This window comes from Streptomyces sp. S465 (assembly GCF_026898115.1).
Taxonomy (GTDB): domain Bacteria; phylum Actinomycetota; class Actinomycetes; order Streptomycetales; family Streptomycetaceae; genus Streptomyces; species Streptomyces luomodiensis.
This window is the reverse complement of sequence record NZ_CP114036.1, coordinates 1,272,205-1,284,642: the sequence shown is the minus strand read 5'-3', so window position 1 is coordinate 1,284,642 and position 12,438 is coordinate 1,272,205. Positions and strand designations below refer to the sequence as shown.

Sequence of the window (12,438 nt, the reverse complement as noted above, 5' to 3'; positions counted from 1 at the left end):
GAGGCCGAATGGACCGTCGCCGGCGCTGCTCAGCGCCGGCGGGCGGAGTGGGTCGGGGGCTACGGAATCGACCCGGCTGTCGTGAGCAAGCTCCTTGAGCCGTCATCGGCATCCGGTGAGTGAGCGCTTCGACGTCGGCGGGGTCGCCGAAGCCGGAGGCGGCCGTGCGCGAGCCGGCCGCCGTCCCCAGGGCGCCGGGCGGCCCGCCGCCGTATGGCGGAGCGCATGGTGGACGCGAGTGTGTCGAACCTCGGCCGAGACTGCTGAGCAGTCGCTGGACGAGCTGCTCCGGGCCACCCACGAGGCATCACCGGTGGAGCTCCCGGTGGCCCTGGACCGCTATGCCGAGGCCATGGGTACCGGCCACGCGGTGATCTACCTGGTCGGCCTCGAGCAGCGGCTGCTGATGCCGATCGAGGAGGACGTATCGCGGCTGGAGCTCGACGACTCCCTGGCCGGACTCGCCTTCCGCACCGATTCGGTGCGGATCGAGGACGAGGACGCGGGCGGCTTGTCCGTCTGGCTGCCGCTGATGAACGGCGCGGAGCGGCTGGGGGTGCAGCTGCGGATGGACTCCCCGGACGGGCTCAGGCTCTGGCGCTGCCGGACGCCGGCCTCGCTCCTGGCCCTGATCATCACGTCCAAGCGGACGTCTATCGACAGCTTCGCGCAGCGCACCCGGACCCGGTCCATGGAGCTGCCCACCGAGATGGTGCGGGCCGCGGGACGATGTTCGATGACGCCCCCGACGCCACCGCCCGCCGCGTCCGGCCGGAACCCCTCGCCCGGCGCCCCCGGCCTGGCCACGGCCACCGTCGACGACCACGGCGTGGTGACCGGGTGGAGCGAGGATGCCCGGCGGCTGCTGGACTACCGCGCCGAGGAGGTCGTAGGGCGGGCGGCGGCCGAGCTGCGCGCGGAGCGGACCGCCGGGAACGCTGGCCCGGGCAACTGCTCGCCTGGGGTCTCGAGGAGACGCTCTTCACCACCGAGCTGATCGTCAGCGAACTGGTCACCAACGCGATCCGCTACGGCCGCCCACCCATGCGGCTGCGGTTGATCCGCGACCGCGGCGGCCTCGTCTGCGAGGTCTCCGACGCCAACAGCACGGCGCCCCATCTGCGGCGAGCCCCGGTCTTCGACGAGGGCGGCCGCGGTCTGATGCTGGTCGCCCAGATGGCGACGCGCTGGGGCACCCGGCAGAGCACGGAAGGCAAGACGGTCTGGGTCGAGCAGGACCTCTCCCCGGACTGACCTGGACCGATAACTCCCCGGTCGCGGGCGGGCGTTACGAGTGGGACGGTGACGAAGGGAGCGGAAATTCCCGATTCGAGGAGCGGCCATGAAAGCAGCCGTGTACGAGGGACCGCGTACGGTGACGGTCGAGCCGAGATGGCCGGCGTCAAGCCCGGGGACCAGATCGTGATCTTCGGCGCGGGCCCGGTCGGGCTGATGGCGGCCTATTCGGCGGTACTCAAGGGCGCCGGCCGGGTGCGGTCGGTGGACTTCCACCGCGACCGGGCGAAAGGCCGAGGAGATCGGGGCCACCCCTCGCCCCCAAGGACCCGGCCGGGAAGGACGTCCAGGGTGAACTCGAGGCCCAGGGCAAGGGCTCCCATGGGCTCGGGCTGGACGAGGCCCCGAGCGGCTATCAGCACGTCGACCGCTGCGACGAGGGCTGGACCAAGGTCGTCCCGCACCCGGATGGCTCGCGCTGACGGGCCCCCGTCCCGGGGCGCGCTCGAGGCGCCGATATTCGTCCCCGGATCGCTGGACCGGCGGCTGTCCTGTTTGTCACCCTTTGTGGTAGAGGCTCGTTCATCGATCCCACTCCCGCGGCTGAGCGGGCGCTGACTGTGGCCCGCGGTCGCCCTGGAAGGAGTTGCCATGGCCAAGGCAGTCGGTATCGACCTGGGCACCACCAACTCGGTGATCGCCGCGTGGGAGGGTGGTGAGTCCTCGGTCGTTCCGAACTCCGAGGGAAGCCGCACCACACCGTCGGTGGTGGCCTTCACTGACACCGGTGAACGGCTGGTGGGGCAGCTGGCCCGGCGCCAGGCGATCCTGAACCCCAAGGGCACCATCTACTCGGCCAAGCGGTTCATCGGCCGGCACTACGACGAGGTCACCGACGAGGCCAAGGCGGTCGCCTACGACGTCGTCCCGGACGAGCAGGGCCTGGCCCGCTTCACGGTGCGCGACAAGCTGTACTCGCCGGAGGAGATCAGCGCGCAGGTGCTGCGGAAGCTGGCCGACGACGCCGGGAAGCAGCTGGGCGAGCGGGTGACCGAGGCGGTCATCACGGTGCCCGCGTACTTCAACGACGCCCAGCGCAGTGCCACCAAGGACGCCGGTGAGATCGCCGGTCTGAACGTGCTGCGGATCATCAACGAGCCGACCGCGGCCGCCCTCGCCTACGGGCTGGACAAGAAGGGCCATGAGACCGTCCTTGTCTTCGACCTCGGCGGTGGCACCTTCGACGTGTCCATCCTCGACGTCGGGGACGGGGTGGTGGAGGTCCGCTCCACCGCGGGCGACAGCCACCTGGGCGGCGACGACTTCGACCGCCGGCTGGTCGACCACCTCGCCGACAGGTTCCAGCAGGAGAACGGCATCGATCTGCGCCGGGATCCGCAGGCGCTGCAGCGGCTCTTCGAGGCCGCGGAGAAGGCCAAGACCGAGCTGAGCTCGGTGACCCAGACCCAGGTCAGTCTGCCGTTCATCACGGCGGACGCCGCCGGGCCCAAGCATCTGACCGAGACGGTGATGCGGTCCACGTTCGAGCAGATCACCGGCGATCTGGTGGAGCGCTGTCTGGGCCCGGTGCAGCAGGCGATGGCCGACGCCAAGGTCGGCGAGAGTGACATCGACGAGGTGATCCTGGTTGGCGGGTCGACCCGGATGCCCGCCGTACAGTCCCTGGTCCGCCGGCTGACCGGCGGCAAGGAGCCCAATATGAGCGTCAATCCCGACGAGGTGGTGGCGCTGGGCGCCGCGATCCAGGCCGGGGTGCTCAAGGGCGAGGTCAAGGATGTGCTGCTGCTCGATGTCACCCCGCTGTCGTTGGGCGTCGAGACCCGCGGCGGCGTCATGACGAAGATCATCGATCGGAACACCACGATTCCGGTGCGGCGTACCGAGACGTTCTCCACGGCTGAGGACAATCAGCAGGCCGTGGACATCGTGATCCTCCAGGGTGAGCGGGAGCGGGCCGCCGACAACCGGGTCCTCGGGCGTTTCCAGCTGACCGGTATCCGTCCGGCGCCGCGGGGTGAGCCGCAGGTCGAGGTGACCTTCGATATCGACGCCAATGGCATCCTGAACGTCACCGCGCGCGACCGGGACACCGGTAAGGAGCAGTCCGTCCAGATCAGTGAGACGGGCAACCTCGACCGTGGCGAGGTCGAGCGGATGGTGCAGGAGGCCGAGCGCAACCGTGGCGAGGACCAGGCGCTGCGCGAGGCCGTGGACGCGCGTAATGAGCTGGATGCCATCGCTTACCAGGTCGAGAAGCGCCTTGCTGAGCTGGGTGATGCGGCGCCCTCCCATGAGCGGTCGCGCGCCGAGATGCTGGTCAACGACGCCCGTGAGGCGGTCAGGAACGAGGCCGGTGTCGACCGGACCAGGCCGCTGGTCTCCGAGCTCCAGCAGGTCTACGCGGGCCTGGCCGCGCATGAGACGGCCGGTGCCGGCGGTCCGGGCGCGGGCGGCGCGGCCGGTGAGGCCGCGGCGGGCGGCGCCCAGGACACCGGGGCCGGAGGCGGCGGGGGCGACGAGGACGTCATCGACGCCGAGTTCGACAAGGGCTGACCGGTACGACCGGTAGGCCCAGAGGAAGGCTGACGGAGAGGCAGCGATGTCCACTCAACCGCAGCAGCCCGACCCGGTGCCGGAGGGCGCCGTGACGGAGGAGCCGGAGCAGGAGCGGGATCTGCCCGCCCCGGGCGCCGCGGAGGCGCGCGGGACGGGCGGGGAGGGCCCGGGTCCGGACGCGGCCGGCGGCCCCGCTCTCGCCGTATTGGATGAGCAGGCCGCCGCGCTGGCGGAGCTGGAGGATCGCTGGCGGCGGGCCCTGGCCGATCTGGAGAATCTGCGCAAGCGCCATGCCAGGGAGGTGGAGCGGGAGCGGGCGGCGGAGCGGGCGCGTACGGCGGCGGCTTTGTTGCCTGTCATCGACAATCTCGAACTCGCCCTCTCGCACGCCGAGGCGGACCCCGGCTCGATCGTGGAGGGGGTCAAGGCCATCCGTGACCAGGCCGTGAACACCCTGGCCCAGCTGGGCTACGAGCGGCAGGGGAAGACGGGGGTGCCGTTCGACCCGGCCCGGCACGAGGTGGTCGGCGTGGTCGAGGACCCCGAGGCCGAACCGGGCACGGTGGTCCAGGTCCTGCGCCCCGGTTACGGGGATCCCGGCAACCAGCTCAGGCCGGTGGCCGTGGCCGTGGCCAAGCGGGAGTGAGACGGCCATGGCACGGGACTACTACGAGGTGCTCGGTGTCTCACGGGGTGCCGGCCAGGACGAGATTCAGCAGGCGTTCCGCACCCGGGCCCGTCGCCTTCACCCCGATGTGAACAAGGACCCGGACGCGGAGGAGCGGTTCAAGGAGCTCAACGACGCCTACAGCGTACTGTCCGACCCCAAGACGCGTGCCCGCTACGACCGGTTCGGCGAGGACTTCCGCAAGATTCCCGAAGACTGGGAGGAGCGCGTCGGGGCCGGTACCGGAGGCGGGGGCGGTGGCTTCCGCGGCTGGACGACGGCCGGCGACGGCGGCCGGGTGCGGTTCACGCGTGGTTTCGGGGAGGACGCCGGGGGCGGGGGCGTGGACTTCGAGGATCTGTTCGGCGCGTTCTTCGGCGGTGGCGGCGCGGGGCCGGGCGCGGGCCGTATCACCATCCCCGGGGCCGACCAGGAGGCGGAGTTGCCGCTCACCCTCGAGGACGCCTTCCACGGCGGCCACCGCACCGTCACTTTGGCCGGGCCCACGGGGCAGCGCACCTTCGAGGTGAACGTCCCGCCGGGCGTCACCGACGGGCAGCGGATCCGGCTGGCCGGGCAGGGCGGCCGGGGCACGGGTGACGCACCGGCGGGGGATCTGTACCTACGGGTGCGGATCCAGCCCCATCCCCGGTTCCGGCTGGAGGGCCGGAACATCCATGTGACGCTCCCGGTGGCGCCCTGGGAGGCCGCGCTCGGCGCGACCGTCCCGGTGCCCACGCCCGGCGGCACCGCCAAGGTGACCGTCCCGCCCGGGTCCTCCAGCGGCCGCCGGCTGCGGCTGCGCGGTGAGGGCATGCCCAACCCGCGCGGACCCGGCGGCGATCTGTACGCGGAGATCCGCGTCATGGTGCCGCCCAGCCTCAGCGCCCGGGAGCGGGAGCTGTTCGAGGAGCTGGGCCGCACCTCCTCCTTCGACCCCAGGAGCGAGCGATGAGCACCCCCACAGCTGGGAGCACTCCCACACCCGGGAGGGAGCGATGAGCACTCACGTACCCGGGACCGTCACGGCCACCCACTACCCGCCCGTGACGTCCGTCCACCATGAGCTGGTGCCCGCGCGCAGGCTGACCCTGGAGACCGTGGCCGACCGCACCGGGCTCCACCCCGACCTGATCCGGCGCTTCGTCGCCCTCGGCCTGATCGACGCCGAACGCGACGCCGCCGGGCGGCTGGTGTTCGCCCCCGACGCCCCGGCGGCGCTGGGCCGCGTCGAGCGGCTGCGCACCGGGCTCTGCCTGAACTACGCCTCCATCGGTCTGGTGCTCGATCTGCTGGACCGTATCGACCTGCTGGAAGCCGCACTGCGCCGCAGTGGCGTGAGGAGTGAAGAACCGCCATGGACATGAACCGCCTCACCCAGAAGTCCCAGGAAGCCCTCCAGGACGCCCAGACCAGGGCCCAGCGGTACGGCCACACCGAGGTCGACGGCGAGCATCTGCTGCTGGCCCTGCTCGAACAGCCCGAGGGGCTGGTGCCCCGGCTGATCGGCCAGTTGGGCGCCGACCCGGAGGCGGTGCGTACCCTGCTGGAGGCGGAGGTGGCCCGTAAGCCCAAGGTCACCGGCCCGGGGGCGACGCCGGGGCAGGTCTTCGTCACCCAGCGGCTGGCCCAACTGCTCGATGCCGCCGAGCGGGAGGCGAAACGTCTGAAGGACGAGTACGTCTCGGTGGAGCACCTGGTGCTCGCGCTCACCGAGGAGGGGTCCGCCACCGCGGCGGGGCGGGTGCTCAAGGAGCACGGCGTCACCAAGGAGGCGTTCCTGGGTGCCCTGACCCAGGTGCGTGGCAGTCAGCGGGTGACCTCGGCCAACCCGGAGGTGGCGTACGAGGCGCTGGAGAAGTACGGCCGGGATCTGGTGCTGGAGGCCCGTGCGGGCAAGCTGGACCCGGTGATCGGCCGGGACGCCGAGATCCGCCGGGTGACCCAGATCCTCAGCCGCAAGACGAAGAACAACCCCGTGCTCATCGGCGACCCCGGCGTCGGCAAGACCGCCGTCGTGGAGGGCCTGGCCCAGCGCATCGTCCACGGCGACGTGCCCGAGGGGCTGCGCGACAAGACCATCTTCGCCCTGGACATGGGCTCCCTGGTGGCCGGCGCGAAGTACCGCGGGGAGTTCGAGGAACGGCTCAAGGCCGTGCTCAGCGAGGTCACGTCCGCCCAGGGGCGCATCCTGCTGTTCGTCGACGAGTTGCACACCGTGGTCGGCGCCGGGGCCGCCGAGGGCGCCATGGACGCCGGGAACATGCTCAAGCCGATGCTGGCCCGCGGCGAGCTGCACATGATCGGCGCGACCACCCTCGCCGAGTACCGCAAGCACATCGAGAAGGACGCCGCGCTGGAGCGCCGCTTCCAGATGGTGCTGGTGGACGAACCCAGCGTGGAGGACACCATCTCCATCCTGCGGGGTCTGCGCGAGCGGCTGGAGGTCTTCCACGGCGTCAAGATCCAGGACACCGCCCTGGTCTCCGCCGCCACCCTCAGCCACCGCTACATCAGCGACCGGTTCCTGCCGGACAAGGCCATCGACCTGGTGGACGAGGCATGCGCCCGGCTGCGTACCGAGATCGACTCCATGCCCGCCGAACTGGACGAGATCACCCGCCGGGTCACCCGGCTGGAGATCGAGGAGGCCGCACTCGCCAAGGAAACCGACCCCGCCAGCCGGCAACGGCTGGAGGAGCTGCGCCGGGAGCTGGCCGATCTGCGCGCCGAGGCCGACGCCAAGCACGCCCAGTGGGAGGCCGAGCGGCAGTCCATCCGCCGCGTGCAGGACCTGCGCCGGGAGCTGGAGGAGGTGCGCCGCGAGGCCGAGGAGGCCGAGCGCACCTACGACCTCAACCGCGCCGCCGAACTGCGCTACGGCAGGCTCCAGGAGCTTCAGCGCAGGCTGACCGCCGAGGAGGAGCAACTGGCCGCCAAGCAGGGGGCGCACCGGCTGCTGCGCGAGGTGGTCACCGAGGAGGAGATCGCCGACATCGTCTCCGCCTGGACCGGTATCCCCGTCTCCAGGCTGAAGGAGGGCGAACGGGAGAAGCTGCTGCGCCTGGACGAGATCCTCCAGGAGCGGGTCATCGGCCAGGACGAGGCGGTCAAGCTGGTCTCCGACGCCATCATCCGGGCCCGCTCGGGCATCCGGGATCCGCGCCGCCCGATCGGCTCGTTCATCTTCCTCGGCCCCACCGGGGTCGGCAAGACCGAGCTGGCCAAGGCGCTGGCCGCGGCGCTCTTCGACACCGAGGAGAACATGATCCGCCTGGACATGAGCGAGTACCAGGAGCGGCACACCGTCAGCCGGCTGGTCGGCGCACCGCCGGGATACGTCGGCTACGAGGAGGGCGGTCAGCTCACCGAGGCGGTGCGGCGCAAGCCGTACTCGGTGGTGCTCTTCGACGAGATCGAGAAGGCGCACGCCGATGTCTTCAACACCCTGCTCCAGGTCCTGGACGACGGCCGGATCACCGACGCCCAGGGGCGGCTGGTGGACTTCCGCAACACCGTGATCATCATGACCTCCAACATCGGCTCGACGCACCTGCTCGACGGCGTCACCACCGACGGCGAGCTCAAGCCGGACGCCCGGGGCCTGGTGATGAGCGAGCTGCGCGGCCACTTCCGCCCCGAATTCCTCAACCGGGTCGATGACATCGTGCTGTTCAAGCCGCTCGGCGAGTCCCAGATCGAGCGGATCGTGGAACTCCAACTCGACGAACTGCGCAAACGCCTGGCCGAACGCCTCATCGCCGTCGAGCTGACCCCCGCCGGCCGCCAGGTCATCGCCCACGAAGGCTACGACCCCGTCTACGGCGCCCGCCCGCTGCGCCGCTTCATCTCGCACGAGGTGGAGACCCTCATCGGACGCGCCCTGCTGCGCGGCGACGTCGAGGAGGGCGCCACCGTCAAGGTCGACGCCCAGCACGGCGAACTCGTCGTCACCTACGAACGGCAGCCGGAGACCGCAGCACTCGGAAAGGCCGCGTGAGAACGATGCCGAGCCAGACCGTCAAGGCCCCCACCATCACCTGCCCGACCTGCGGGAAGACCAACAAGGTGCCCGCGGCGTCGGAGGGCCGTCCGCGCTGCGGCAACTGCAAGAACCCGCTGCCATGGATCGTGGACGCCGAGGAGCGGGACTTCGCCGAGGTCGCCGAGCACTCCGACCCCCTCGTCGTCGTCGACCTGTGGGCCACCTGGTGCGGGCCGTGCCGCATGGTCAGCCCCGCGCTGGAGCAGGTGGCCCGGGAACTCGCCGGAGAGATCAAACTCGTCAAGGTCGACATCGACCGTAACCCCCGGCTCGCCCAGCGGTTCGAGGTGCAGGCCGTGCCGACCCTGCTCATCCTGGACAAGGGGGAGCTGGTCGCCCGCCGCGCGGGCGCGGCGCCCGCGGGCACCCTGCGTTCGTGGATCGAGCAGGTGATGACGGGCCGCGACAGCAAGAAAGGGTGAACGCCATGGCCATCGAGCCCGATCCACACCTGTCGATGGTGCGCCAGGTCACCCCGCGCAGCCCCGAGGGGTGCGAGGAGTGCCTGCGCCTGGGGTCCCCCTGGGTCCATCTGCGGCTCTGCCTGACCTGCGGACACGTTGGATGCTGCGACTCCTCGCCGCTCAAGCACGCCCGTGCGCACGCGTACGCCGAACAGCACCCCATCGTCGAGCCCATGGAACCGGGCGAGACCTGGCGGTGGTGCTACGCCCACGAGGCCATGGCCTGATGACGAGCGAGGACTGGTCCGCAGGCACCGCACCCGAGGGAGCGGTTCCGGACGAGACCCCGGATGTGTACGGCGCGTATCCGCGGCTGACGGACGAGCAGATCACGTTCCTCGCCGGGCATGGCACCCGCCATCCGGTGGTGCCCGGCCAGGTGCTGATCCGCGAGGGCGACCAGTGCACGGACTTCTATGTCATCCTCAGCGGCTCGATCGCGATCATCGAGGACTACGGCACCCCGGAGGAGCGGGTGCTGAGAGTGCACGGCCCGGGGCGCTTCCTGGGCGAACTGGGCCTGCTCCAGGGGCAGGTGGCCTTCTACACCGCCCGCTCCCGCCAGGCCGGGGAGGTGCTGGCCGTCCCGGTGGACCGGCTGCGGGTGCTGGTCGCTCGCGACCCGGTCCTCGGCGACCTCATCCTCCGCGCCTATCTGGGCCGCCGTGCCCTGCTGGTCGGGGCCGGTGCCGGCTTCCGCATCCTCGGCTCGCGCTACTCGCCCGACACCCGGCGGCTGCGGGAGTTCGCGGCCCGCAACCGGCTGCCGCACCGCTGGATCGACCTGGAGACGGATAAGGAGGCCGAGGCGCTGCTGCGCCGCTTCTCCGTCGGCCCGGAGGACACCCCCATCGTCATCTGGCGTGAGCACCAGGTGCTGCGCAACCCCGACAACGCCGAACTGGCCCGGCTCATCGGCCTCTCCCCACCAGTCCCCGACCGCAGCCAAAACGATCTGCTGGTCGTCGGCTGTGGCCCGGCGGGGATCGCCGCCGCCGTCTACGGCTCTTCCGACGGGCTGGCCACCACGGTTGTGGACGCGGTGGCCACCGGCGGTCAGGCCGGTACCTCGTCCCTGATCGAGAACTACTTCGGCTTCCCGGCGGGGGTCTCCGGCTCCGAACTGGCCGAGCGGGGTGTGCTGCAGGCCCGCAAGTTCGGGGCGCAGGTGCGGATCCCGGCCGAGGCGACGTCCCTGGAACCGGACGACGGCCACTACCGCGTCACCTTCGCCGACGGCAGCGAAACGCTGTGCCGTACCGTCGTCCTGGCCACCGGCGCCCGGTACCGCAGACTCAAGGTCCCCGGGATCGAGCGGCTGGAGGGGTCGAGCGTCTACTACGCGGCCACCGTCTACGAGGCGCAGCAGTGCGGCTCGGACCCCGTCGCCGTGGTCGGCGGCGGCAACTCCGCGGGCCAGGCGGTGCTCTTCCTCGCCGAGCGGGTGCCCCGGGTACATCTGCTGATCAGGGGCTCGGACCCGGGGGCCCGGATGTCCCGCTATCTGGTCGACCAGATCGAGCGCCATCCCCGGGTGAGCGTGGCTGTGGACACCGAGATCCGCGAGGTGCGCGGCGATGACGTCCTGCGGTCGATCGTGGTGGAGCAGACCCGCACCGGGGAGCGCCGCACTGTGGACGTCCGCGCGCTGTTCGTCTTCATCGGGGCCAAGCCGTGCACCGACTGGCTCGCCGACGTCCTGGCCCTGGACGACCGGGGTTTCGTGCTCACCGGCGCCGAGGCCGAGGCCCGGTCGGCCGTCGGCGTCTGGCAGGGCCAGAGCCGCGGCTGTCTGAGCCTGGAGACCACGCTGCCGGGGGTCTTCGCCGCCGGTGATGTGCGCAGCGGCTCGGTCAAGCGGGTGGCCTCGGCGGCCGGCGAGGGGGCGATGGCCATCCATCACGTCCATGACCACCTCGACCACACCACCGCCGACCCCACTCGCCCGAACGGTGACATCCAAGCTCCGTCCGGCCGGTCCGCCGCGCCGGGCGGTGACCCGCACGCATCCGCTACACATGACCGGAGGTGAAGGACGATGAGCACACCCGTCCGACGACAGCAACAGCAGCGCCAAGGCGCGATGGACCGACCCCGGGTGTGGGCGCGCAATCCGCTGGCGGAGTTCGACGATCTGCTCAACCAGATGGGCGGTCTGCTCGAATCCACGGTCGGCGGAGCGGCGACGCCCGGTCTGGCGACGTGGACGCCCGCCGCCGATGTGACCGAAGGCGACGAGGCGTACCACATCGAACTCGAACTCCCCGGCGTCAAGCGCCAGGACATCGACCTCGAGGTCAACGGCCAGGAGTTGACCGTCTCCGGGGAGATCAAGGAACGGGAGCGCAAGGGCGTCCTGCGCCGCGGCGGCCGCCGCACCGGCCGTTTCGAGTACCGGCTGCTGCTCCCGAGCGAGGTGAACACCGAGGGTGTCAGGGCGGCCATGTCCGAGGGCGTCCTCACGATCACCGTTCCCAAGGCGGAGATCGCCAAGCCCCGCCATATAGAGATCACCGAGAGCGTTCAAGGCGAAAGCCGGCGGCAGCAGGAACCCCAGCAACAACAACAGCCGCCGCAGCAGTCGCAGGGCGGCCCCTGAGACCACGCGCCTGCCGGCCGCGAACCGGCTCTCTCACCCCGCGGCGGCCCCCGCTCCGCCGGGCGGCCGCCGCGGGCACCGGAAGGACGAACACGATGGTCGCCACAGGCTTTCCCGTGTTCGACACGACGACCTTCGGGGACGGATGCCCGCCGACCTGGCCACCGTCATCCCGGCATAGCCGCAGCGGGCCCAGCATCAGCAGGTGTCACAGCAGGAGATCGAAGAGCCGCCCGGCCCTCTCCCAGTGCTCGGTCTGAGGGTTCTTCAGGTCCGGGTAGACGATCTTGAACGTCTGGGCCAGCGCGAGGCTGAGCCCCCCGATGATCTCGGGATACCTTGCCTCGGTGTCGGCGTCGGGCGTGCGGTCCAGGACCGGATGGGTGGCGAGCTGGTCGAGGATGGGCTTCAGCTCGATCTCCTGGTCGAGGGTGCGGAAGCGGTGGATGCTCTCCTGGAGCCCCTTGGTGATCGGCAGGTCCCATGGCAAGATCACGTCTCGGGTGTTGGCCTTCGCGGTCGCCTCGGCGATGAGCAGCAGCTCGTAGAGTTTGCCGTTCACGAAGTCGCTGTAGCGCTTGAGGTCGTTCTTGTCGACGTCAAGCCCCGCCGCTGCCCGGAAGAACCGTTCGAACCTGGGCACGGACATCACCGTCATGGTCACCAACCTCCAGTCGTCCGGCGCTTGGCGGCAACCCGGCGCGCCTCGTCAGCGCCACCCTCGCTCGCCGGACGCGCGACCGCACGGGTCCGCGGGAACAATCGCGCGGACCGCTTTCCTGTCGACAGGCCGGTGCCCGCGCCAGCTCACCTTACGGTCGCGGGCACCGCCCCGTCGGCGACACTCGGG

General features: G+C 71.0%; 11 protein-coding genes and 2 pseudogenes. 12 read left to right on the top strand and 1 reads right to left on the bottom strand.

The features are described 5' to 3' along the window. Positions 1-238 precede the first annotated feature (238 nt). The 12 genes and pseudogenes from N6H00_RS05420 to N6H00_RS05365 all read left to right on the top strand — a co-directional run bounded on the left by N6H00_RS05420 (position 239) and on the right by N6H00_RS05365 (position 11,588). On the top strand, positions 239-997 hold the full coding sequence (locus tag N6H00_RS05420) for a hypothetical protein (RefSeq protein WP_268970413.1): 759 nt from the start codon (positions 239-241) through the stop codon (positions 995-997). Further along, positions 949-1,254: pseudogene (locus N6H00_RS05415) on the top strand (ATP-binding protein); the annotation flags it as partial. The gene N6H00_RS05420 and the pseudogene N6H00_RS05415, both read left to right, overlap by 49 nt. Positions 1,255-1,389: 135 nt before the next feature. Continuing rightward, positions 1,390-1,552: pseudogene (locus tag N6H00_RS40415) on the top strand (aldehyde dehydrogenase); the annotation flags it as partial. Between the two features lie 335 nt (positions 1,553-1,887). Then, entirely contained in the window at positions 1,888-3,810 is a 1,923-nt protein-coding gene (dnaK, locus tag N6H00_RS05405) for a molecular chaperone DnaK (protein WP_268970412.1), read from the top strand. Between the two features lie 46 nt (positions 3,811-3,856). Beyond that, on the top strand, positions 3,857-4,459 hold the full coding sequence (locus tag N6H00_RS05400; protein ID WP_268970411.1) for a nucleotide exchange factor GrpE: 603 nt from the start codon (positions 3,857-3,859) through the stop codon (positions 4,457-4,459). Positions 4,460-4,466: 7 nt separating this feature from the next. After that, entirely contained in the window at positions 4,467-5,435 is a 969-nt protein-coding gene (locus N6H00_RS05395) for a DnaJ C-terminal domain-containing protein (RefSeq protein ID WP_268970410.1), read from the top strand. A gap of 43 nt (positions 5,436-5,478) precedes the next feature. Beyond that, positions 5,479-5,847 carry a chaperone modulator CbpM gene (locus N6H00_RS05390; RefSeq protein ID WP_268970409.1) on the top strand — a complete coding sequence of 123 codons (369 nt, stop codon included), beginning with the start codon at positions 5,479-5,481 and terminating at the stop codon, positions 5,845-5,847. Continuing rightward, positions 5,838-8,480, top strand: coding sequence for an ATP-dependent chaperone ClpB (clpB, locus tag N6H00_RS05385; protein WP_268970408.1), 2,643 nt, complete (start codon positions 5,838-5,840; stop codon positions 8,478-8,480). Before N6H00_RS05390 ends, clpB begins: the two co-directional genes overlap by 10 nt. A gap of 5 nt (positions 8,481-8,485) precedes the next feature. Then, a complete protein-coding gene (gene trxA, locus N6H00_RS05380) occupies positions 8,486-8,947 on the top strand; it encodes a thioredoxin (protein ID WP_268970407.1) in 462 nt (153 codons plus the stop codon). A gap of 5 nt (positions 8,948-8,952) precedes the next feature. Then, positions 8,953-9,216 (top strand): UBP-type zinc finger domain-containing protein, encoded by a 264-nt coding sequence (locus tag N6H00_RS05375; protein ID WP_268970406.1) that lies wholly within the window; start codon positions 8,953-8,955, stop codon positions 9,214-9,216. Continuing rightward, positions 9,216-11,021 carry an FAD-dependent oxidoreductase gene (locus tag N6H00_RS05370; RefSeq protein ID WP_268970405.1) on the top strand — a complete coding sequence of 602 codons (1,806 nt, stop codon included), beginning with the start codon at positions 9,216-9,218 and terminating at the stop codon, positions 11,019-11,021. The genes N6H00_RS05375 and N6H00_RS05370 overlap by 1 nt, the downstream gene beginning before the upstream one ends. 6 nt (positions 11,022-11,027) lie before the next feature. Continuing rightward, positions 11,028-11,588 carry an Hsp20/alpha crystallin family protein gene (locus tag N6H00_RS05365; protein ID WP_268970404.1) on the top strand — a complete coding sequence of 187 codons (561 nt, stop codon included), beginning with the start codon at positions 11,028-11,030 and terminating at the stop codon, positions 11,586-11,588. 208 nt (positions 11,589-11,796) lie between these two features. Here N6H00_RS05365 and N6H00_RS05360 read toward each other — a convergent pair whose 3' ends face one another. Then, positions 11,797-12,246 carry a DUF1931 family protein gene (locus N6H00_RS05360; protein WP_329618503.1) on the bottom strand — a complete coding sequence of 150 codons (450 nt, stop codon included), beginning with the start codon at positions 12,244-12,246 and terminating at the stop codon, positions 11,797-11,799. Between the last annotated feature and the right edge of the window lie 192 nt (positions 12,247-12,438).